General features: G+C 63.5%; 18 protein-coding genes. 6 read left to right on the forward strand and 12 right to left on the reverse strand.

Going from position 1 to position 21,637, the window contains the following annotated elements; genetic code table 11:
- Positions 1-131: 131 nt before the first annotated feature.
- Positions 132-2,162 (reverse strand): HAMP domain-containing methyl-accepting chemotaxis protein, encoded by a 2,031-nt coding sequence (locus tag ACT6VE_RS19345; protein ID WP_444800142.1) that lies wholly within the window; start codon positions 2,160-2,162, stop codon positions 132-134.
- Between the two features lie 256 nt (positions 2,163-2,418).
- Here ACT6VE_RS19345 and ACT6VE_RS19350 point away from each other — a divergent pair, with 256 nt between their 5' ends.
- A complete protein-coding gene (locus tag ACT6VE_RS19350; protein ID WP_444800143.1) occupies positions 2,419-3,144 on the forward strand; it encodes a sulfate transporter family protein in 726 nt (241 codons plus the stop codon).
- Here ACT6VE_RS19350 and ACT6VE_RS19355 read toward each other — a convergent pair.
- A complete protein-coding gene (locus ACT6VE_RS19355) occupies positions 3,127-3,552 on the reverse strand; it encodes a VOC family protein (protein WP_444800144.1) in 426 nt (141 codons plus the stop codon). The genes ACT6VE_RS19350 and ACT6VE_RS19355 overlap by 18 nt on opposite strands.
- A gap of 137 nt (positions 3,553-3,689) precedes the next feature.
- Between ACT6VE_RS19355 and ACT6VE_RS19360 the strand changes: the two genes are divergently transcribed.
- A complete protein-coding gene (locus ACT6VE_RS19360; RefSeq protein ID WP_444800145.1) occupies positions 3,690-4,265 on the forward strand; it encodes a TetR/AcrR family transcriptional regulator in 576 nt (191 codons plus the stop codon).
- Here the strand turns inward: ACT6VE_RS19360 and nth are convergent.
- The gene (gene nth, locus ACT6VE_RS19365) at positions 4,255-5,010 is read right to left on the reverse strand and encodes an endonuclease III (RefSeq protein ID WP_444800146.1); all 756 of its coding nucleotides are present in this window, start codon (positions 5,008-5,010) and stop codon (positions 4,255-4,257) included. The genes ACT6VE_RS19360 and nth overlap by 11 nt on opposite strands.
- A 75-nt stretch (positions 5,011-5,085) precedes the next feature.
- Between nth and ACT6VE_RS19370 the strand changes: the two genes are divergently transcribed.
- On the forward strand, positions 5,086-5,586 hold the full coding sequence (locus ACT6VE_RS19370; protein WP_444800147.1) for a DUF2244 domain-containing protein: 501 nt from the start codon (positions 5,086-5,088) through the stop codon (positions 5,584-5,586).
- A 69-nt stretch (positions 5,587-5,655) separates the two neighbouring features.
- On the forward strand, positions 5,656-6,528 hold the full coding sequence (locus ACT6VE_RS19375) for a methylated-DNA--[protein]-cysteine S-methyltransferase (RefSeq protein ID WP_069060433.1): 873 nt from the start codon (positions 5,656-5,658) through the stop codon (positions 6,526-6,528).
- A gap of 72 nt (positions 6,529-6,600) precedes the next feature.
- Here the strand turns inward: ACT6VE_RS19375 and dnaJ are convergent, their stop codons facing one another.
- The 7 genes from dnaJ to ACT6VE_RS19410 form a co-directional block, all read right to left on the reverse strand.
- Positions 6,601-7,728 (reverse strand): molecular chaperone DnaJ, encoded by a 1,128-nt coding sequence (dnaJ, locus tag ACT6VE_RS19380; protein ID WP_444800148.1) that lies wholly within the window; start codon positions 7,726-7,728, stop codon positions 6,601-6,603.
- 235 nt (positions 7,729-7,963) lie between these two features.
- Entirely contained in the window at positions 7,964-9,874 is a 1,911-nt protein-coding gene (gene dnaK / locus ACT6VE_RS19385) for a molecular chaperone DnaK (RefSeq protein ID WP_444800149.1), read from the reverse strand.
- Positions 9,875-10,123: 249 nt separating this feature from the next.
- Positions 10,124-12,355: a transglycosylase domain-containing protein gene (locus ACT6VE_RS19390; protein WP_444800150.1), complete on the reverse strand. Its 2,232-nt coding sequence runs from the start codon at positions 12,353-12,355 to the stop codon at positions 10,124-10,126.
- Between the two features lie 194 nt (positions 12,356-12,549).
- A complete protein-coding gene (locus ACT6VE_RS19395; RefSeq protein WP_444800151.1) occupies positions 12,550-12,978 on the reverse strand; it encodes a BA14K family protein in 429 nt (142 codons plus the stop codon).
- Positions 12,979-13,079: 101 nt separating this feature from the next.
- Positions 13,080-14,027: a lysylphosphatidylglycerol synthase domain-containing protein gene (locus ACT6VE_RS19400; RefSeq protein WP_444800152.1), complete on the reverse strand. Its 948-nt coding sequence runs from the start codon at positions 14,025-14,027 to the stop codon at positions 13,080-13,082.
- Positions 14,028-14,224: 197 nt separating this feature from the next.
- Positions 14,225-15,616, reverse strand: coding sequence for a M20/M25/M40 family metallo-hydrolase (locus ACT6VE_RS19405; protein WP_444800153.1), 1,392 nt, complete (start codon positions 15,614-15,616; stop codon positions 14,225-14,227).
- 136 nt (positions 15,617-15,752) lie between these two features.
- On the reverse strand, positions 15,753-16,193 hold the full coding sequence (locus ACT6VE_RS19410) for a MarR family winged helix-turn-helix transcriptional regulator (protein ID WP_444800154.1): 441 nt from the start codon (positions 16,191-16,193) through the stop codon (positions 15,753-15,755).
- A 377-nt stretch (positions 16,194-16,570) separates the two neighbouring features.
- On the opposite strand from ACT6VE_RS19410, the gene polA reads away from it, so the two are divergent.
- The gene (polA, locus tag ACT6VE_RS19415; RefSeq protein ID WP_444800155.1) at positions 16,571-19,558 is read left to right on the forward strand and encodes a DNA polymerase I; all 2,988 of its coding nucleotides are present in this window, start codon (positions 16,571-16,573) and stop codon (positions 19,556-19,558) included.
- Between the two features lie 116 nt (positions 19,559-19,674).
- Here the strand turns inward: polA and ACT6VE_RS19420 are convergent, their stop codons facing one another.
- Entirely contained in the window at positions 19,675-20,334 is a 660-nt protein-coding gene (locus ACT6VE_RS19420) for a peroxiredoxin (RefSeq protein WP_069060444.1), read from the reverse strand.
- Positions 20,335-20,591: 257 nt separating this feature from the next.
- Complete coding sequence (locus tag ACT6VE_RS19425; protein WP_444800156.1) at positions 20,592-21,173, reverse strand: IMPACT family protein; 582 nt, start codon at positions 21,171-21,173, stop codon at positions 20,592-20,594.
- 152 nt (positions 21,174-21,325) lie between these two features.
- Here ACT6VE_RS19425 and ACT6VE_RS19430 point away from each other — a divergent pair, with 152 nt between their 5' ends.
- Positions 21,326-21,517 (forward strand): hypothetical protein, encoded by a 192-nt coding sequence (locus ACT6VE_RS19430; RefSeq protein ID WP_444800157.1) that lies wholly within the window; start codon positions 21,326-21,328, stop codon positions 21,515-21,517.
- Positions 21,518-21,637: the final 120 nt, after the last annotated feature.

The raw sequence follows: 21,637 nt of genomic DNA on the forward strand, positions 1-21,637 counted from the left end.
CCCGTCGTGGAGCTTTTTGCGCGGACTTTTCTACACTCTCAACGTCGTCCTCGGGCCTGACCCGAGCATGACGGAGGAGAGATTTCTGCCCCTTTGGTGTCAGTCGAGACGGCGCCCCTGATTGCCGCGTCTCAAAACTCTTCCCAATCGCCATCCGGCCCCTTGTCCTGGCGGACGCCGAGCGCGCCGGCCAGCTTTTCGCTGAGCGCGAGCGCCGGCGAACTGACCGGGCGCGCACCGCTGCCGGCCGGCTTGACGTTCCATTGGCCGGGCGACTTGCGGACAAGGGCTGGCGCTGGCGCAATGGGCGGTGCCGCGGGGGTGGAGGGCACCACGTGGAGGTGGGGCGCCTGCCTGCTGCGACCGGTCGCCGTGCTGCCGCCGACGTTGAAGCGGCCGATCAACGCATTCAGCGCCTGCACTTCCGAGGCGAGGCCGTGGCTTGCCGCCGTCGTTTCCTCGACCATTGCGGCATTCTTCTGGGTGCCCTGATCCATCGCGTTGACGGCGGTGTTGATTTCCTGGAGGCCGGTCGATTGTTCGCGCGCGGCCTCGACGATCGCCTGCACGTGGCTGTTGATCTCCTGCACCTCGGTGACGATGGTCTGGAGCGAGCGGCCCGTATCGCCGACGAGCGACACGCCGGTGCGCACCTGTTCGCCGGACGTGTTGATCAGCGTCTTGATTTCCTTGGCGGCCTTGGCCGAGCGCTGGGCAAGCTCGCGCACCTCCTGTGCAACGACGGCAAAGCCCTTGCCGGCCTCGCCCGCGCGCGCCGCTTCCACGCCGGCATTCAGCGCAAGCAGGTTCGTCTGGAAGGCGATATCGTCGATGACACCGATGATGCTGGTGATCTCGCTCGACGATTTCTGGATTTCCTGCATGGCCGAAACGGCGCGGCGCACGATCTCGCCGGATTTTTCGGCGCCCGAGCGTGTGCGGCCAACGAGTGCGCCGGCCTCTTCCGCCCGCTTGGTCGAATCCTTGACGGTCGTGGTGATCTCTTCGAGTGCAGCTGCAGTTTGCTCGACCGAGGCCGCCTGTTGCTCGGTGCGTCGCGACAGGTCATCGGCGGCGGCCCGGATCTGGCTCGCACCGGCGTCGATCGCCCGGGCATTCTCGCCGACTTCGCGCAGCGCGTCGCTAAGGCGCGAGACGGACGCGTTGAAGTCCTCGCGCAGTCGATCGAGATCGCCATCGAAAGGCTGCTCGATGCGGCAGGTCATGTCGCCGGCAGCAAGCTTGCCAAGCGCGTCGGCAAGGCTCGCAACGGCCTCCTGCACGCGGCCGCTGTCGCGGGTGCGCTCCGCCTCGCGGGCCTGGCGCTCGCCGTCCGCCCGATGGCGGTCGTCCTCGCTGCGGCGTTCCAGGCGCTGGCGATCGGCGGCATTGTCACGGAAGACGGCGACGGTGCCGGCCATCTCGCCGATCTCGTCCTTGCGGTCGGCATGCGGAATGGCGACGGCGGTATCGCCCTCGGCCAGCCGCTTCATTGCGCCGGCAAGGCCGTTGAGCGGTTTTACCACGCGGCGGTTGACGAGGAAGATCGCGGCGATCGCAATGCCCATCGTGACGGCGAGCGACGCCCAGGTTAGCGCGAAGGCGGAGCCTTCCTCGCCGCGCGCCGAAAGGATCGTCTCTTCCGTCACCTTCTGGGTGCTGGCGACGAGATCGTTGAGCGAGGCGGTGATCGCGTCGGCGCTCGCCTGCATCGGGCCCTTGTAGGCCTCCAGCGCCGGCCCCTTGGCGCCAATGGCCGAGAACTGGATGAGTTTTGCGGATTCGTCGATATAGGTCTTCAGCGTCGCCTTGATGCCATCGATCTCGGTGGCCGTCGCCGGGTCGCCGCTGTTGGCGGCGGCGTAACTATCGACCATGCCGGCGAAGGCGTCGGCACGCTCCTTGATGCGCGCCTCGATGCGGCCGATCTCGTCCGGATCCATCGACAGCAGGTGTTCGGAATAGGTCGCGTGAAGTTCGGAAAAGGCGTGGCTGAGTTGCAGGATGCTGCTCATCTGCGGCATGCGTTCCGCGCCGATACGCTCGATATGGCCGGTCATCGTCGAGAGCGAGCGGAAGGCAACGATGCCTTGCAGCGCGCCCAGGACAACCATGAGGACGAAGAGCGCAGGCAGAAGCCTGCTGATCCGGACATTGCGCATGACAGTTCCCTGATTTTCTTGGGCGCGACACAGCTTCGTGCGTGTGCGGGCGAGTCTAGGCGCGGTCGTTTAACGCAGGCTTAATAGCCGGTCGTGACCTCCTGCCTTGCCGGGCGCTTTTCCACACCCTACATGCCTGCCGCATACCCCCGTAAATCGGAATCGGTTTACGGGGGTATGCACGGAGTCAAAAGCACGAGAGCGACCTTTGCCGTCATCAATGACGCGCGGCGCTGTAGGCGAAAAGGAGTTTCCGATGATCTTCAACGCTGCCCGGCTCTCGCTTGGCAATCTCTTCGCCCCGGAGACGCGGGGCGTCTTCTGGAAGGTCATCGGGCTCACGCTTCTCGCCCTCGTTGCTATCTGGTTCGGCCTGCGGGAGAGTTTTGTCGCCTTCGCGTGGCCGTGGCTGCAGGGTGCGGTGATGCCCGATCTGCCGGAATGGGCCGGCTGGCTCACCTTCGTCTTCGGCATCATCGCCAGCCTCGGCCTGGCGCTTGGCCTTGCCCTCCTGCTGGCGCCGGTGACGGCGCTTATCGCCGGCCTCTTCCTCGACGATGTCGCGGACGTCATCGAGAAGCGCGATTATCCCACGGAAGCGCCGGGTACGGCGTTGCCACTGGGCCAGGCGATTGCGGGATCGATCAAATTCCTCGGTATCGTCATCCTCGGCAACCTCATCGCACTGTTCCTGTTGTTCATTCCAGGCGTCAATCTCGTCGCCTTCTTCCTGGTCAACGGCTACCTGCTCGGCCGGGAATTTTTCGAGTTCGCGGCGATGCGCTATCGTACCCCTGCGGAAGCGCGGCTGTTTCGGGCCAAACACGCCTCCACGGTTCTTCTGGCCGGCCTGCTCGTCGCGGCGTTCCTCGCCATCCCCATCGTCAACCTGTTGACGCCGCTCTTCGCCGCCGGCCTCATGGTGCATCTCCACAAGGCCTTGAGCCGCAAGGATCCGGGCTTCTCACTGCGGCAGAACTGACGCTTCGTAGAGCGCGACATACTCGCCCTTCGGCGGGATCGGCTTGATGACATCGATCAGCACGCCGTTGGGATCAGCCGTGATGAAATGGCGCTGGCCGAAATCCTCGTCGCGGAGATCGAGCAGGATCGGGAGGCGCGCGGCGCGCAGAGCGTCGTAGACGGCATCGACATCCTCCACCTCGAAGTTCAACAGCAGGCCTGAGACCTTGCCGCGACCGACCGCCGGGATCGTCGAATGCGCGCCGTCGAGCACGGCGAGCGTCACCTTCTCGTCTTCCCTGGACTGGAGATGGATGTACCAACCGCTGTCGAAGAGGGCTTCGAACTTGAAATGGGTCTCGTAGAAGGCGGCGGTGCCGGCCACGTCGTCTGTCATGATCACGGGATAGTAGGCGGTGGTTTTCATCTCTTTCCCTTTCTTGTTTCCTGCAAGTCCAAACGCAAAACTGCTTCACACCTTTGCTGGAATTGCCTTCAAAACAAACATGCAGTTTGTATGTTTTATCATTTAACATACGTTCAGTTTGTATGTAAAGAGAAAGAATGGCACGCAGCAACAAGGAACGCACCGAGGCAACACGCCTCGCTTTGATCGAGGCGGCGCGACGACTTTTCGTGGAAAAGGGCTATGCGGAGACCGCCACGCCCGACATCGTGGCGGAAGCGGGCGTGACACGCGGCGCGCTCTACCATCATTTCGAGGACAAGAGAGCGCTTTTTCGTGCGGTGCTTGAACGCGAAGGCGAAGCCGTGGCGGCCCACATCGAAGAGGGAGCGGTGCGGAGCACCTCACCGCGGGAGGCACTCCTTCTCGGTGCATCGGCCTATTTCGACGCCATGATCAAGCCTGGCCGCACACGCCTGCTCCTGCTCGAAGCGCCGGCGGTGCTCGGGCTGGAAAGCGTCGTTGCGATCGACCGGCAGAATGCCGAAGCGACGCTGAAGGCAGGCCTATCGGACTTCCTTGGAGCAGGAGCAAATACCGCAACACTCCAGGCGCTGACGGAAATGCTCTCCGCCGCCTTCGACCGCGCGGCGATCGCCATCGAGGCGGGGGCGGACCGCACGATCTATGAAAGCGCGATCGCCGACCTGCTCGACGGCCTCGTCAGGGCGTAGGGCCGTAGAGCTGCGCCGGGAGCTCCACCAGGGGCGCCGGCACGTCGCAGGACTTTTCCGGCGACCGACAGAGATCGGCAATGACGCAGCGCTCGCATTCCGGCTTGCGCGCCTTGCAACAGTAGCGTCCGTGCAGGATCAGCCAATGGTGCGCATGGTAGAGGTATTCGTCAGGGATGAGGCGGATCAGCCGATCCTCCACCTCGTCCGGCGTTTTGCCGGGCGCCAGCAGCAGGCGGTTGGCGATGCGGAAGATATGTGTGTCGACTGCCATCGTCGCCTGCCCGAAGGCCATGGAGAGCACGACATTCGCCGTCTTGCGGCCGACGCCCGGCAACATAATGAGCTCTTCCCGCGTGCGCGGCACCTCGCCGCCGAAGCGCTCGATCAGCATCTGGCTGAGCGCGATGACGTTCTTCGCCTTGTTGCGGTAGAGCCCGATCGTCTTGACGTAGTCGCGAACCTTCTCTTCGCCGAGAGCCAGCATCTTTTCCGGCGTGTCGGCAATGGCAAAGAGCGCGCGCGTCGCCTTGTTGACGCCGGCATCCGTCGCCTGCGCGGAGAGTGCCACGGCGACGACCAGCGTGAACGGATTGACGTGTTCCAGCTCGCCCTTCGGCTCAGGCCGCTGGATGGAGAAGCGCCGGAAAATCTCCTTCAGCTCGTCCTGCGAATAGAGGCTCTTCGGCCGCGCCGGTGCCTTGCGGCGGGGCGGCGCTTTCTTTTTGATCTTCCCGTTGTCCATGATGCTCTATCGCCGCATGTTGTTATCGCAAAACCGCTGCACACTTTTGCGCAACATGCTCTATAATCGTCAGTCATGACGCAAGGCAACGCCGACATGACGATGAACGACCTGCCGGTCTTCTCCGCGGAACTCCACCCCTATCGCTCGCTGGGGCGGAATGGACACCGCATATTCTTCATCATCGCGGGCGCGCTCACCCTTGCCCATATGGCCGTCTTCCTGATTTCCGGCGCCTGGCCCGTCATGCTGTTCTTCGGCCTCGATTTCGGCATCCTGTTCGGCGCCTTCTGGCTGAACAACCGGGCGGCAAAGGCGCGCGAGGTCGTGTCGCTCTCGCGCACCAACATCTCCATCCGCAAGATCAGCCCGTCGGGCCGCGAGACCGAACACGTCTTCAATCCGTTCTGGGCGCGCTTCCTTGTCTCGCGCAAGCCGAAGATCGGCATCACCGCCATGCATGTCAGCGGCGACGGCCGCGAGACCGATGTCGGTACGTTCCTGCCCCTTGACGATCGCGAACGCTTCGCCTCCGCCTTTTCCGGCGCGCTTGCCCGGGTCAAACGCGGCTACTAGTGAGTCCGGCAGGAATCGGGTGGCGAGCATGCCCCAGGCGTGCTTTTCTGGCGGCACAGGAGAAGACCAATGAACATTGCCGCGACTTTGCAAACCGACATCACGCCCGAGGGCGACGACTATGCGACCGTCCGCCGGGTCATCGAGATGATCACTGAGGACTATCGCGACCAGCCGGGTCTGGAAGACATTGCCGGCCGACTCGATCAGTCACCGACGCAATTGCAGAAGACGTTTACGCGCTGGGCCGGACTTTCGCCGAAGGCGTTCCTGCAGGCCGTGACGCTCGATCATGCCAAGCGCCTGCTGCGCCAGGAGGACCTGCCGCTGCTCGAAACGAGTTTCGAGGTCGGCCTCTCCGGCCCGAGCCGGCTGCACGATCTGTTCGTCACGCACGAGGCCATGTCGCCCGGCGAGTGGAAGGCGCGCGGCGCGGGTCTTACGATCCGCTACGGCCTGCACCCCTCGCCCTTCGGCGGCGCGCTCGTCATGATCACCGATCGCGGCCTTGCCGGCCTCGCCTTCACCGACGAGGCGGACGGCATGGACGCCTTCGAGGACATGTCCTCGCGCTGGCCGAACGCCATCTATGTCGAGGACAGCGAGGCAACGGCCCCCTATGCGGAGCGTATCTTCGATCCGGAACGCTGGAATGCGGAAGAACCGTTGCGCGTCGTGCTGATCGGCTCGGATTTCCAGGTCCGGGTCTGGGAGGCGCTGCTGCGCATTCCGATGGGCTGCGCCGTCACCTATTCGTCGATCGCCCAAAAGCTCGGCCAGCCGACCGCCTCGCGCGCCGTGGGTGCCGCCGTCGGGCGCAACCCCATTTCCTTCGTGGTGCCGTGCCACCGCGCGCTTGGCAAGAGCGGAGCCCTCACCGGCTACCATTGGGGCCTGACGCGCAAGCGCGCCATGCTGGGCTGGGAATCAGGCAAGGCCTGACGATGGCATCGGCAAACATGAAAAAAGCCGGGGTGTTGCCACCCCGGCTTTCGTTTGAATGCTCCGAAGACATCAGCCTTCGAAGAACTCCTTCATCCGCGCGAAAAAGCCAGCGGATTCCGGGTTGTTGTCCTTCGAGGAAATCTCCTCGAATTCCTTGAGCAGTTCGCGCTGGCGCTTGGTCAGCTTCTGCGGCGTCTCGATCTGGATCTGGATATAGAGATCACCGACCTGCGCGGAACGCAGAACCGGCATGCCCTTGCCCTTCAGCCGGAACTGCTTTCCGGCCTGCGTGCCTTCCGGCACGGTGACACGGGACTTCGTGCTGTCAAGCGTCGCCACGTCGAACGTGCCGCCGAGGGCTGCCGTCGTCATCGAGATCGGCACGGTGCAGTAGAGATCCGCCCCGTCGCGCTGGAAGAACTCGTGCGGCTTCACCGACAGGAAGATGTAGAGATCGCCCGCGGGACCACCACGCGCGCCCGCCTCGCCTTCGCCGGAGAGCCGGATGCGCGTGCCGTCCTCGATGCCGGCGGGGATGTTGACCGACAGCGAGCGCTCTTCCGTGACGCGGCCATGGCCGTGGCACTTGGTGCAGGGGTCGCTGATCGTCTGGCCGCGGCCGTGGCAGGTCGGGCAGGTGCGTTCGATCGAGAAGAAGCCCTGGGCTGCCCGCACGCGGCCGGAGCCCTGGCAGGTGGCGCAGGTTTTCGGGCTCGTGCCGGGCTTTGCGCCCGTTCCGGTACAGACGTCGCAGGTAATCGACGTCGGCACGCGGATCTGCGCCGTCTTGCCGGCATAGGCCTCTTCCAGCGAGATTTCCATGTTGTAGCGCAGGTCGCCGCCGCGCTCGCGCCCGCCGGCGGAACGCCGCTGGCGACCACCGCCCATCATCTCGCCAAAAATGTCTTCGAAGATGTCGGAGAAGCCGCCGCCCTGGAAACCAGCACCGCCGCCGCCGCCCATGCCGCCCTGCTCGAAGGCAGCGTGGCCGTAACGGTCGTAGGCCGCGCGTTTCTGCGGGTCCTTCAGCGTCTCATAGGCTTCGTTGACCTGCTTGAACGTCTGCTCTGCAGTGGCATCGCCCGGATTCTTGTCCGGGTGATATTTCATCGCCATCTTGCGGAAGGCGCTCTTCAGCTCCTTCTCGTCGGCGGTCTTGGAGACACCCAGCGTCTCGTAAAAATCAGCTTTTGCCATTCGGTCAGGTCCGTTTCATGGACTGGTCTTGTCGTTATGGATGAGCAAGCTTGCCTTGGCCTGCGCTTGAAAAGCGCACACGCAAAAGGGCGGAAGCCGGGGCGAAGGAAAGGCCAGGACATCGTCACCGCTTAGAACGGGCGTGATCATCTTGGCCTTGTTCCCTTCGCGCTGACTTCCGCCCTTTTGCTATCCGTTACACCGGCCGCTTGCGGCGGCCGGCTTTTCAGGAGGCTCAGGCCGACTTCTTGCGGTCGTCCTCGTCCTTGACTTCCTCGTAGTCGGCATCGACGACGTTGTCGCCGGCGTCACCCGAGGAGGCAGCCTCTTCGGCCTGCTGGGCCTCGTAGATCGCCTGACCGAGCTTCATGGAGGCTTCCATGAGCGTGTTGGTCTTGGCCTTGATGTCGTCTGCGTCCGGCTCGGAAGTTTCGATCGCGGCCTTGAGGGCGGCAATTGCGTCCTCGATGGCCTTGCGGTCGTCTGCCGTGACCTTGTCGCCATATTCCTTGAGCGACTTTTCCGACGAATGCACGAGGCTTTCGGCCTGGTTCTTCGCCTCGACGCCCTCACGGCGCTTCTTGTCGTTCTCGGCGTTGGCTTCGGCGTCCTTCACCATCTTCTCGATGTCGGCGTCGGAGAGGCCACCAGAGGCCTGGATGCGGATCTGGTGCTCCTTGCCGGTGCCCTTGTCCTTGGCCGAAACCTGCACGATGCCGTTGGCGTCGATGTCGAAGGTGACTTCGATCTGCGGCATGCCGCGCGGTGCCGGCGGAATGCCGACGAGGTCGAACTGGCCGAGCAGCTTGTTGTCTGCCGCCATTTCACGCTCGCCCTGCGAGACGCGGATCGTCACGGCCGACTGGTTGTCTTCGGCAGTCGAGAAGGTCTGCGACTTCTTCGTCGGGATCGTCGTGTTGCGCTCGATCAGACGGGTGAAGACGCCACCCAGCGTTTCGATGCCGAGCGACAGCGGGGTCACGTCGAGAAGCAGAACGTCCTTGACGTCGCCCTGCAGAACGCCGGCCTGGATGGCGGCGCCCATGGCGACCACTTCATCCGGGTTGACGCCCTTGTGCGGCTCCTTGCCGAACAGCTGCTTGACGACTTCCTGCACCTTCGGCATGCGGCTCATGCCGCCGACCAGAACGACTTCGTCGATCTCGGCCGCCGTGACGCCGGCATCCTTGAGGGCTGCCTTGCACGGAGCAACGGTGCGCTGGACGAGGTCGTCGACGAGCGCTTCGAACTTGGCGCGCGTCAGCTTCATCGTCAGGTGCTTCGGACCAGAAGCGTCCGCCGTGATGAACGGCAGGTTGATTTCGGTCTGCTGCGAGGAGGACAGCTCGATCTTGGCCTTTTCGGCAGCTTCCTTGAGGCGCTGAAGGGCGAGCTTGTCGTTCTTCAGGTCGATGCCCTGGTCCTTCTTGAACTCGGCCGCCAGGTACTCGACCAGGCGCATGTCAAAATCTTCACCGCCGAGGAAGGTGTCGCCGTTGGTCGACTTCACTTCGAAGACGCCGTCGCCGATTTCCAGGACCGAGATGTCGAACGTGCCACCGCCAAGGTCGTAGACGGCGATGGTCTTGCCGTCCTTCTTGTCGAGGCCATAGGCAAGCGCCGCAGCCGTCGGCTCGTTGATGATGCGCAGAACTTCAAGACCGGCGATCCTGCCGGCATCCTTGGTTGCCTGGCGCTGCGCGTCGTTGAAGTAGGCCGGAACCGTTATGACGGCCTGGGTAACTTTTTCGCCAAGATAGGATTCGGCGGTTTCCTTCATCTTCTGAAGGATCATCGCGGAAATCTGCGAGGGGGAATAGCCGGTGCCCTGGGCCTGGACCCAGGCGTCGCCATTGTCGCCCTTGACGATGGTGTAGGGAACGAGACCCTTGTCCTTCTCGACGAGCTTGTCGTCGTAGCGGCGGCCGATGAGGCGCTTCACTGCGAACAGGGTGTTTTCCGGGTTGGTGACGGCCTGGCGCTTCGCCGGCTGGCCGGTCAGGCGCTCGCCATCATCGTTGAAGGCGACGATCGACGGGGTCGTGCGCGCGCCTTCGGCATTTTCAATGACCTTCGCGTCCTTGCCGTCCATGACGGATACGCAGGAATTGGTCGTCCCGAGGTCGATACCGATTACTTTAGCCATGTCATTCTCTCCTTGAAGCGAACTGCCGGAACCCATTCAGGCATTCTGTTGGCAGCCCCTAATGGTATGGTCTTCTCGAAAGCTCGAACGTGAGCCCGAAGCCTTGCGGCGTATATAAGGAGCACTCTAGGCGACTGCAAGACATTGCCGAGCCAGAAAGCTCGCAAAATCAGTGCGTCTGAGATGGAAAACTTACTCCTGCACGTAATGTGGTGACCTTGCTCACGGGCGTCAAGCGGGCACAGGCTCTCAGCCACCCAGAAGCACGTCAAGCAAGGTCGTGCGCCGCGTGCCGGTCTGCCGCTGCTCGCCCACGTCGGCGGGGGGAACGAGACCGTCGTCGAGGGGCACCGCGCCGGTCTGTTCGGCGGCGACGGCCTGCCCGTCGCGGGTGTTGCCGCCATCGGTGCCGAGCGTGCGGGAGATGATGTCGAACAGCTGGTCGCCGCCCTCTTCCGGCACCGGCTGCGTTCCCTCCACCACCGGCTGGTCGCCGCCGGCCGTGCCGAACAGCGGCGACGGGTTGAGGCCGGCATGGGCAGCGATCATGAACTGGCTCCAGGCCTTTGCGGGAAGCCCGCCGCCCGTCACCTTCTTCATCGACTTGCCGTCGTCATTGCCGAACCACACGCCGGTCGTCAGATTGCTGGTAAAGCCGACGAAGAGCGCGTCGCGGAAGGATTGCGTCGTGCCGGATTTTCCAGCCGCCGGCCAGCCGGGAATGCGGGCGTTCTTGCCGGTGCCGTCGGTGATGACGCGCATCATCATGCCGTTCATCTGGGAAACGATGTTCGGCTCCAGCACCCGGGGCGGGTTGTCGTAGGTGTTTTCGTAGAGCACCCGGCCCTCGGCCGTCGAAATGCGGCGGATGATGTGCGGCGTCGCCTTGTAGCCGCCATTCATGAAGGGCGCATAGGCGGCCGTCAGCTCGACCAGCGTCACTTCGGACGTGCCGAGCGCGATCGAGGCATTCGACTGCATCTCCGATTCGATGCCGAGCCGGCGCGCAAGTTTTATGACCTCGTCCGGCCCCACTTCCATGACGAGCTGGGCGGCGATCGTGTTCAGCGAATTGGCAAGCGCGGAGGACAACGTGACTTCGCCGCGATATTTCTGGTCGTAGTTTTCCGGCGTCCACTTGCCGATCTTCACCGGCGCATCGTTGCGCACGGAAAGCGGCGAGCGGCCGGCTTCCAGTGCTGCGGCATAGACGAAGGGCTTGAAGGCGGAGCCCGGCTGGCGCTTGGCCTTGGAGGCGCGGTCGAACTGGCTTTCGGCATAGTCGCGGCCGCCGACCAGCGCACGGATGGCGCCCGTGCCGTCGATCGAAACGAGGGCGGCCTGCGAGGCGTTCGACTTGGCGCCTTCCTTGTCGATCATCGCGGAGATCGTCTCGTCGGCCTTCTTTTCGAGATCGAGGTCGATCGTCGTGTCGATGATGAGGTCTTCGGTAATATCGCCGATCATGCCGGGAAGCTGCGCCATCACCATGTCGGCGGCATAGTGCTGCGCGCCGGACCAGTAGCTTTTCGCGCGCGCCGGCGTCTGCGACATCGCGGTGGTGATTTCGGTGTCGGTGACGAAACCTTCTTCCCGCATGGCGCCGAGCACGACCTGGGCGCGGGCTTCCGCCGCTTCCGGATCACGCGCCGGCGACAGGCGCGACGGTGCCTTCAGCAGGCCGGCGAGAAGGGCTGCCTCGCCGAGGTTCACGTCCCGCGCCGACTTGTTGAAGTAGCGCCGCGAAGCGGCCTCGACACCGTAGGAATTCGAGCCGAAGAACACACGGTTGAGATACATCGCAAGGATCTGGTCCTTGGAATATTTGTGCTCCAGCCAGAAGGCGAGCAGCACTTCCTGCACCTTGCGCTCCAGCGTGCGCTCCGGCGAGAGGAACATGTTTTTTGCCAGCTGCTGGGTCAGCGTCGAGCCGCCCTGCACCATGCGGCCGGTCGTGATGTTGGTGAGCATCGCGCGGGCAAGGCCGAGCGGATCGACGCCGAAATGCGAATAGAAGCGGCGGTCCTCGATGGCGATGACGGCCTGCGGGATATAGGGCGACATGTTTTCGAGGTTCAGCGCCTCGCCGCCGGTCAAGCCGCGATTGGCGATCGCCTCACCGCTGACGGCGAGGATCTTGACGTTCGGTGGCCGGTCGGGGATCGACCAGCTCGTGGCGCTCGGCATGCGCGCGCCGTAGTAGAGCACCAGCCCGCCAACGCCGATGGCGCCCCACAGGCCGAGCACGAAGCACCAGTAGACGAGCCTGCGGAAGAAACCGAAGAAGCCACCGCCGGACGACTGCCGGCGCGCCCTGGAGCCGCGCTGCGGCCGCTCGGCCTTCGGTGGCTTGCCGCGTCCCTTGCGACCACCGCCACCCACCACGCGATCAGCCGCGCCGACGTGAAAATCGTCGTCGTCGCGCCCTCTCGATCCCTGGAAGGATGGTTCAATACGCTCGGATTTGCGGTTGCCTGCCATAAGCGGTCGGATAAGCCCTCGTGAATGTCGCCGTCGGGTGAACCTTAAATGCGGCGATTTAAGGGGTGGTTAAGAAATCGGAAACGGAAAGCTCCAATTTCTCAAACACTTCCGCGACAAGTCGTGAGGCGCTCGAAGCCCGCCGGTCGCCTCAAAGACTTCGGGCGGCCTTTTGGGCCGCCCGATGGTTTGCCTCAGTAGTAAGGCGAGTAGCACTGGCGGCGACCGCCATAATTGGGCTGGAACGTGTTGTCGTAATCCCGATACGACCGGTAGCGCGCATAGCACCAATCGGTGTGGCGAGGATTGATGCCTTCGTAACGCGGGCGGGAATAGCTGTCATTGGCGATCGCGCCGCCGATGATCGCACCGGCACCGAAGGCTGCCAGCGGATACCACCAGCCATCCGAATGACGGCGATAGCCGTGGCGCTCATAACGATAGCCGCGGTGCCCGCCGTGCCAGCCGCGACGCTCGCGCCATTGCACCTGCTGGACATCGCTGGACTGAGAAGCGCCGACCTTCGGCATCGGCATGGCGAAGGCCTCTGCCGGGACGAATGTCGTGGCGAACATGGCGACGGCCATGGCTGCGGCAATGCCGCCCTTGAACGTTGTCTTCATGCCGGTCTCCCTTGGACTGTCACTGTTTTACAGTGATCAAGACGGATCACACCATGAAAGAATTCGGCTGAACCCGAGATGAACCGAATCTGTCCGCCGGATCAGTCGTCACCGCCGCGCAATCGGGCGAGAAATCGCTGGCGTTCGAAGATCAGAATGACTCCCAACGCCATGATGAACGGAATGATCAGGTAGAACAGCCGGAAGACGGCAAGAGCCGCAAGCACCGTTGCCGGATCCATATCCGGCAGGCCGGCAATGAAGACCAGCTCCAGCACGCCGATACCGCCAGGCGCATGCGACAGCAGCGCCACCGAGAAGGAGGCGAGGAAGATGCCGAGCACGACGAAGAAACCCGGATTACCCTCCGCCGGCAGCACGAAATAGATGATCGCCGCCGCGCCGATCAACTCGATGGGCGCGATGAACAGCTGGCGAAAGACGAGGGAGGGTTTTGGATATTCGAGCTTCAGCCAGCGCGTATTGACCGGCCGGAAGCCGACAAGGCTGCCCACCACATAGAGCGCGACGAGCGCGAGGATGACGATACCGGTCGAAAAAGCCGCCCCGATCGGCAGGACATGGGAAAAACGCGCGATGATCTCCGGTTCCAGCACCAGCACGAGACCAAACAGCATGATGGTGCCGAGCGCAAAGGTGAACGAGCAGAAGGCGACGAGGACGCCGACCTCCGATCCCGTCAGACCCTTCGACGTGTAGGCGCGGTAGCGCACCAGCGCGCCGGAAAACACCGAGGCACCGATCGTGTGCGAGAGCGCATAGGTGGTGAAGGAGGTGACTGTGATGAACCACAGCGAGATGCGGTGGCCAAGATGCTCCAGCGCCAGGTGGTCGTAGGCGGCAAGCGCGGCGTAGGCGACGAGCGTGGCAAGCGAGGCGAGGATCCAGCCGGAGACCGGAATGGCATGAATGCTCGCCATGAAATCGTCGAGTGAAAGGCCCCTTAGATCCTTGTACAGGATATAGACCGACAGGACGATCGCGGCGGTGCTGACGAGCGGCCAGAAGAATTTTTTCAGCCGCTTCATCCTGCCTTGCCCCCTGCGCCCGGCGCGCGATCGCCTGAGCTGCGAGGGTTTCTCGCAATCTTTCCTGATGCCATCCCAACCCTTCCCCATCGTGCGGGCCTGTCATCGCCTGTCCGCGATGCGGCCCTTGTCATTCAGTTCGCCAGCTTTTCCGTTCCCTTCGGTTAAAGCCAACCAACTTTGTCATCACATCTGCGTCAGCGCGCCGCGAGCGCGGAAAGAATGCGCACCCAGGAACGGATGCCCTTCTCGAAGGAGCGCAGCTCGTATTTCTCGTTCGGCGAATGGATGCGGTCATCCGACAGCGCAAAGCCGACGAGCAAGGATTCCATGCCGAGCATTTTCTGGAAATCGCCGACAATCGGGATCGATCCGCCCATGCCGATGACGACGGCGGGCTTCGGCCATTCGTCGGAGAGCGCGTTCTTCGCCTTGCCGAGCAATTCCGAATCGTAGGGCAGCTGGATGGCCGGCGAACCGCCATGGGCGTGGAACGCCACCGAGCAGTCGTCCGGGATCTTGGACCGCACATAGGCGCGGAAAGCGTCGCGGATCTTCGCCGGGTCCTGCTTGCCGACGAGGCGGAAGGAGACCTTTGCCGAGGCTTCGGCGGCAATCACCGTCTTGAAACCTTCGGCGGTATAACCGCCAGTGATGCCGTTCACTTCCGCCGTCGGTCGCGCCCAGGTCAATTCCAGCACGGAACGGCCCTTTTCGCCGGACGGGATCGACAGGCCGATTTCGCCCAAGAAACTCTCGGCCGAGCTGCCGAGCTTTTCCCAGGCCGCCTTGATCTGCGTCGGGGTTTCCTCGACGCCGTCATAGAAGCCGTCGAGCGTCACGCGGCCGGTCTCATCATGCAGGCCGGCGAGAATGCGCGACAGAATGTGGATCGGGTTTGCCGCCGCACCGCCGAAATAGCCGGAATGCAGGTCACGATCGGCCGCCTTGATGACGACCTCCTCGCCGACGAGACCACGAAGCCCCGCCGAGATCGCCGGCGTGTCGGCGTCCCACATGCTGGTATCGCAGACAAGGGCAAAATCGGCGGTCAGTTCCGCGGCGTTGGCGTCCAAAAAAGGCTTTAGCGACGGCGAACCGGATTCCTCTTCGCCTTCGAAGAGGATCGTCACGCGGCAGGGCAGCGAACCCGCCGTTTCCTTGTAGGCGCGGCAGGCTTCGACGAAGGTGAGCAACTGGCCCTTGTCGTCGGACGTGCCGCGGCCGGTGATGATGCGGCGACCGTCGCCCGTGTTGCGCACCGCCGGCTCGAAGGGATCGTGATCCCAGAGGTTCAGCGGATCGACTGGCTGGACGTCATAGTGGCCGTAGAACAGCACGTGCGGCGCATCGGGCCTGGCGCCATCGTGATGGGCAACGACCATGGGATGGCCGGCCGTATCACGCACCGTCGCGTTGAAGCCAAGCGAGCGCAATTCCGTCACCAGCCATTCGGCCGCGCGGCGGCATTCCGCCTTGAAGGCCGGATCGGTGGAGATGGACTTGATGCGCACCAGCTCGAACAGGCGTTCGAGGCTTGCCGGAATGCCGGCGCTGGCGTGATCGAGGACGGGCAGAATATTGGTCATGGTCGAATCCCTGAAGCATGCTCCGCCAAAGTGTATGAGCGGTATTGCGATGACGACATGCGGCAAATCAAAATTTCGGCGCGACATTAGACCGATCGCGTCGGGAAGGGCAAATCGTATGACGGTTGCGCGAAGATCACACGCGCGGATCGCGGCCGAGATTGGTCAGCGCCATGCGCATATATTCGAGCAACAGCTCCCGCTCGAACCGCCGGAAGCCCTGGAAAAGAGCGTCCTCGGTCGCCGCGGCGGCAGCAAGGGCCGCATCGCGCAGCGCCGTACCGCGCGCCGTCAGGAAGACCAGCTGCGCCCGCTTGTCCTTCGGGTGGCGGCGCCGCGAGATCAGGCCATCGCGCTGCATGCGGGCGAGCGTGTTGGCCATCGTCGCCTGTTCGATATCGAGCCGATCGAGAAGTTCGCGCTGGGTGAGGCCGTCGCCGCTCCACAGTTCCACAAGAACCGGGAACTGGCCGGGCGCAAAGCCGGCCCCGTCCGCCCGCGCCTGCAGCGCGCGGGACGCTCCCTTCGCCAGGAGATTGGCGAGGTACGCGGCCGACTCCTTCCGGTCAAAGTCCATGGCGGCAAGGCTATGCCGGTTTGCAACCGAAAACAATGGATCGCAGACGATGCAATCACCCCAAATGAGAGAAGCCGCCGACGACAGGAGGCTTGTCGCGGCGGCTTCTTCGAATGACGGACAAAGGCCCGGAGAGGGGGATGAGGCCTTTGTCCTTGTCTGGCGCGGCGGGGGACAGGCCGGGATGCCAGACAACGGCTTTATCAGGTGCCGTTGATGAATATTTGTGGATCCGAATGTGGCTTTTCAAGGGATTCAAACGCGCGCGAAAATTACAAATTGGTAACGTTCGCGTGAGGCTTTCCGGCCGCCTGATCGGCTGCCAAACCATCAATGAGAGATGGACGCGGAAAGCGCCCCGCGCTATCCATTCACCCATGAAAAAAGGTGATCATCTCTTCCTCGTCGACGGCTCCGGCTTCATCTTCCGCGCCTTCCACGCCATCCCGCCGCTCACCCGAAAATCGGACGGGCTGCCGGTCAATGCCGTCTCGGGCTTCTGCAACATGCTGTGGAAGCTCTTGAAGGATGCGCGCAATACGGACGTGGGCGTGACGCCGACCCATTTTGCCGTCATCTTCGATTATTCGTCGAAAACCTTCCGTAACGAACTTTACGACCAGTACAAGGCGAACCGCTCGGCGCCGCCGGAAGACCTGATCCCGCAATTCGGCCTGATCCGCCACGCAACGCGCGCCTTCAACCTGCCCTGCATCGAGAAGGAAGGATTCGAGGCCGACGACCTGATCGCCACCTATGCGCGCCTCGCCGAAGCCGACGGCGCGGGCGTCACCATCGTCTCCTCCGACAAGGACCTCATGCAGCTCGTGACGGCCAATGTCTCGATGTATGACAGCATGAAGGACAAGCAGATCTCCATTCCCGAGGTCATCGAGAAATGGGGCGTGCCACCGGAGAAGATGATCGATCTCCAGTCGCTGACGGGCGATTCGACCGACAACGTGCCAGGCGTTCCCGGTATCGGCCCGAAGACCGCCGCACAGTTGCTCGAAGAGTATGGTGACCTCGACACGCTGCTCGCCCGCGCCGAGGAGATCAAGCAGGTCAAGCGCCGCGAGAACATCGTGGCGAACCGCGAGCTCGTGCTGCTGTCCCGAAAGCTCGTCACGCTGAAGACGGATACGCCGCTCGACACGACGCTGGACGAACTCGTGCTGCATCCGCAGGACGGGCCCAAGCTGATCGCCTTCCTCAAGACCATGGAATTCACCACGCTGACGCGTCGTGTCGCGGAAGATTGCGCCTGCGATGCCAGCGCCATCGAGCCGGCGACCGTGCCGGTGGAATGGGGCGCCCAGGCGCGTGGCCCGGACCTCGACAAGGGTGGCGTGGCCGGTCCTGCTCTGGCCCTTGACGGCAACGAGACTGCGACCGAGGCCGCCGGAGCGGCGCCTCCCGCAGCCGGCACCGACGATGCGACACCCGCCTCGCTCGCCCGCTCGCGCGCCGAACGGTTCTCCGCAGCCCCGATCGACCATTCCACCTATGAGACGGTGCGTGACCTCGAGGCGCTCGACCGCTGGATCGCCGCCGCGCGCGAAACGGGCCTTGTCGGGTTCGACACGGAAACGACCTCGCTCGACGCCATGCAGGCCGAGCTTTGCGGCTTCTCGTTGGCGATTGCCGACAATGCCAAGGACCCGACCGGCACGGTCGTCCGCGCCTGCTACGTGCCGCTGAACCACAAGACCGGCGTCGGCGATCTTCTGGGCGGCGGGCTTGCCGATGGGCAGATCCCGATCCGCGCCGCCCTTGAGCGGCTGAAAAGCCTGCTGGAGGACCCGTCGGTCCTGAAGGTCGCGCAGAACCTCAAATACGACTATCTCGTCATGCGCCGCCACGGCATTACCGTGCAGGGCTTCGATGATACGATGCTGATGTCCTACGCGCTCGACGCGGGCACGACGACGCATGGCATGGACACGTTGTCTGAACGCTGGCTCGGCCACAAGCCGATCGCCTACAAGGACGTCGCCGGCTCCGGAAAGGGCGCGCAGACCTTCGACATGGTCGATATTTCGCGCGCCACGGCCTATGCGGCGGAAGATGCCGACGTGACGCTGCGCCTCTGGCACGTGCTGAAGCCGCGCCTGGCCGCCGAGCGCATGACCACCGTCTACGAGCGGCTGGAACGCCCGCTCGTGCCCGTGCTCGCGCGCATGGAAGAGCGCGGCATCACCATCGACCGGCAGGTGCTGTCGCGCCTGTCCGGCGAACTGGCGCAGGGTGCTGCCCGGTTCGAAGAGGAAATCTACGAGCTTGCCGGCGAGCGCTTCAATATCGGCTCGCCAAAACAGCTCGGCGACATCCTGTTTGGCAAGATGGGCCTTTCCGGTGCCTCGAAGACCAAGACCGGCCAGTGGTCGACCTCGGCACAGGTGCTGGAAGACCTCGCCGCGCAGGGCCTTCCGCTGCCCAGAAAAATCGTCGACTGGCGCCAGCTCACCAAGCTGAAATCCACCTATACCGACGCGCTGCCGGGCTTCGTGCATCCCGAAACCAAGCGGGTGCATACGTCCTACGCGCTCGCATCGACGACGACCGGCCGCCTCTCCTCTTCCGACCCGAACCTGCAGAACATTCCGGTACGCACCGCGGAAGGTCGAAAAATCCGCACGGCTTTCATATCGACGCCCGGCAACAAGCTGGTCTCGGCCGACTACAGCCAGATCGAGCTGCGCGTGCTCGCCCATGTGGCGGACATTCCGCAACTGAAGCAGGCCTTTGCCGACGGCATCGATATTCATGCGATGACGGCGTCGGAAATGTTCGGCGTACCGGTCGAGGGCATGCCGTCCGAAGTGCGGCGCCGTGCGAAGGCGATCAACTTCGGCATCATCTACGGCATCTCGGCCTTCGGCCTTGCCAACCAGCTGTCGATCGAGCGGTCTGAAGCCGGCGACTACATCAAGAAGTATTTCGAGCGTTTTCCCGGCATCAAGGACTACATGGATTCCACCAAGGCCTTTGCCCGCGAGAACGGCTATGTCGAGACGATCTTCGGCCGTCGCGCGCATTACCCGGAAATCAAGTCATCCAACCCGTCGGTGCGCGCCTTCAACGAACGCGCCTCGATCAACGCCCCGATCCAGGGTTCGGCCGCAGACGTCATCCGCCGCGCCATGATCAAGATGGAACCGGCGCTCGCCGCTGCCGGCCTTTCGGCCCGCATGCTGCTTCAGGTGCACGACGAACTGATCTTCGAGGTCGAGGATGGCGAAGTCGAAAAGGCGATCCCGATCATCGTCGACGTCATGGAAAACGCCTCCATGCCAGCGCTGTCGATGAAGGTGCCGCTGAAGGTGGATGCGCGGGCCGCGCGCAATTGGGACGAGGCGCACTGAGGGGAAACAAGGCCCCTCCCCGCCTGGCGGCGTCTTCTCCCCATGGAGAGAAGACGATGGCAGATTGAATGGGCGGGCAAGGCGTTAAAACCCTGCCCGTCACCCGTTGTTCGTGATCAGGCGGCCGGCTGCTTGGTCTTGCGCAGGTATGGCAGCACCGTATCGAAGGCGCCGAAGCGGGCGATGGCGTCTTCATTGGAGACGGCGGCGGTGATGATGACGTCCTCACCCTGCTGCCAGTTGGCGGGTGTTGCCACCTGATGCTTGCTGGTGAGCTGGATCGAATCGATCGAGCGCAGGATTTCCGCGAAGTTGCGGCCTGTGGTCATCGGGTAGGTGAGGATCAGCTTGATCTTCTTGTCCGGGCCGATGACGAAGACGGAACGCACGGTGGCATTGTCGGCGGGTGTGCGGCCTTCGGAGGTCTCGCCCGCGCCGGCCGGCAGCATGTCATAGAGTTTGGCGACCGCGAGGTCCTTGTCGCCGATCAGCGGATACTCGACGTCGAAGCCGGTGGCGGTGCGAATGTCGTTCTTCCACTTGGCGTGGCTTTCGACCGGGTCGACCGAGATGCCGATGATCTTGACGCCGCGCTTGCGGAATTCACCTTCGAGGCCGGCCATCGCGCCAAGCTCGGTGGTGCAGACGGGGGTAAAGTTCTTGGGGTGCGAGAAGAGCACGGCCCAGCCGTCGCCGATCCACTCATGGAAGCCGATCGTGCCGGCCGTGGTTTCGGCGGTGAAGTCCGGAGCGATGTCGTTGATGCGCAGGCTCATGGGTCTCGTCCTCTCTCGTGCGGGGTCGCAGGCGAAAAGCCCGCGAGAATATATCCGGGCGGTAGATAGACCGAAAAATTTGGCTTGCCTATAGCGGCAGGCCGTCGCTGCCGGGTCGGGGACGAGCGCATCTTTGCGCTTTTACCGCCGGTTGGACGAAGGCGTTCGGCGGTTCGCTGTGCCTGCGCCAAACCGTTCTCCGAAGTCGCCGCACAGTGGAAGGTGATTTTCTTTTCGTCAGGCGGGCAGCGTGCGCGTCAATTGCCGATTTCGGCGCGGCCACTGGTGAGGTCGACGATCATCCGGCCGATTTCCTCCGCCTTCTCCGCGGGCACGCGAAAGGAAAGTCTTGCCCCCGTCTCGTGATAGGTCTCGTCGTCCATGACCAGCCCGGCAAAAGCGCCAAGCCGCGCCTTGACCAGCGCCAGATCGGAAAAGCCGAGCGAGACGGACAGTGCTGCCCGTTCCACATATTCCGTCTTGGCCGCGGCGCGCAGGCACGCGGCCGCGGTACCGCCATAGGCGCGCATGAGGCCGCCGCTACCCAGGAGAATGCCGCCGAACCAGCGCGTGACCACGACGAGCGTGCGGTCGAGCGCCTGACCGTCGATTGCCTGGAGAATGGGCTTTCCCGCCGTGCCGCTCGGCTCGCCGTCGTCGCTGAACCGGTAGGCCTGGCCGACGCGCCAGGCCCAGCAATTGTGGTTCGCCGAGGGGTCGGACAGGTCCGCCAGCAGCGCCTTCGCGTCCGCCTCGCTGTCGAGCGGGCAGGCGGTCGCAAGAAAACGGCTCTTGCGGATGTCCTGCTCGAAAATCTCGGTGCGGTCCAGCGTGTACAAGGGGCGGTTTCCATTGGCGTGAACCCGTCTCGTATCCCTTCCACGCCCGGTGCATCAAGGGGCGAATAGAGCACTAATTCTATAGACTATTGACAGCGGCCACGATTTCGCCATGATGTTTGCCGGGACGTTAAACGGAATGGGAGCAACGCATGATCTATCTCGGTGGCGTGACGCTTGGTTATTTCAACCTCTATCCGGTCGGCTTCCAGCCGAAGGACGAGCAGGCGCAACGCGACGACAGGGTCGCAGGTACCGTGACGGAAGACCGCCTGCCGCTCGAAGGCAGCCGCCTCTCCTCTTCGCGCCGCCCCGTTCAGTGGCCGCTTCACGTCTTCTTCTGACCCAGGCGCTTGCTGCGCCTACAGGAAATCGTCGATGATTTCCTGTAGGCATTGGTGGATAGGCCACGCGGATTTGCACGATGGGACGGCTTTCTTGGGGGCATTCATCCTGCATTAAGG

The organism is Shinella sp. (assembly GCF_052438155.1).
In the GTDB taxonomy this organism is placed as follows: domain Bacteria; phylum Pseudomonadota; class Alphaproteobacteria; order Rhizobiales; family Rhizobiaceae; genus Shinella.

Coding starts and splice junctions, on each gene's coding strand:
- ACT6VE_RS19345 (WP_444800142.1), bottom strand. CDS start 2,162: ATGCGCAATGTCCGGATCAGCAGGCTTCTGCCTGCGCTCTTCGTCCTC.
- ACT6VE_RS19350 (WP_444800143.1), top strand. CDS start 2,419: ATGATCTTCAACGCTGCCCGGCTCTCGCTTGGCAATCTCTTCGCCCCG.
- ACT6VE_RS19355 (WP_444800144.1), bottom strand. CDS start 3,552: ATGAAAACCACCGCCTACTATCCCGTGATCATGACAGACGACGTGGCC.
- ACT6VE_RS19360 (WP_444800145.1), top strand. CDS start 3,690: ATGGCACGCAGCAACAAGGAACGCACCGAGGCAACACGCCTCGCTTTG.
- nth (WP_444800146.1), bottom strand. CDS start 5,010: ATGGACAACGGGAAGATCAAAAAGAAAGCGCCGCCCCGCCGCAAGGCA.
- ACT6VE_RS19370 (WP_444800147.1), top strand. CDS start 5,086: ATGACGCAAGGCAACGCCGACATGACGATGAACGACCTGCCGGTCTTC.
- ACT6VE_RS19375 (WP_069060433.1), top strand. CDS start 5,656: ATGAACATTGCCGCGACTTTGCAAACCGACATCACGCCCGAGGGCGAC.
- dnaJ (WP_444800148.1), bottom strand. CDS start 7,728: ATGGCAAAAGCTGATTTTTACGAGACGCTGGGTGTCTCCAAGACCGCC.
- dnaK (WP_444800149.1), bottom strand. CDS start 9,874: ATGGCTAAAGTAATCGGTATCGACCTCGGGACGACCAATTCCTGCGTA.
- ACT6VE_RS19390 (WP_444800150.1), bottom strand. CDS start 12,355: ATGGCAGGCAACCGCAAATCCGAGCGTATTGAACCATCCTTCCAGGGA.
- ACT6VE_RS19395 (WP_444800151.1), bottom strand. CDS start 12,978: ATGAAGACAACGTTCAAGGGCGGCATTGCCGCAGCCATGGCCGTCGCC.
- ACT6VE_RS19400 (WP_444800152.1), bottom strand. CDS start 14,027: ATGAAGCGGCTGAAAAAATTCTTCTGGCCGCTCGTCAGCACCGCCGCG.
- ACT6VE_RS19405 (WP_444800153.1), bottom strand. CDS start 15,616: ATGACCAATATTCTGCCCGTCCTCGATCACGCCAGCGCCGGCATTCCG.
- ACT6VE_RS19410 (WP_444800154.1), bottom strand. CDS start 16,193: ATGGACTTTGACCGGAAGGAGTCGGCCGCGTACCTCGCCAATCTCCTG.
- polA (WP_444800155.1), top strand. CDS start 16,571: ATGAAAAAAGGTGATCATCTCTTCCTCGTCGACGGCTCCGGCTTCATC.
- ACT6VE_RS19420 (WP_069060444.1), bottom strand. CDS start 20,334: ATGAGCCTGCGCATCAACGACATCGCTCCGGACTTCACCGCCGAAACC.
- ACT6VE_RS19430 (WP_444800157.1), top strand. CDS start 21,326: ATGATCTATCTCGGTGGCGTGACGCTTGGTTATTTCAACCTCTATCCG.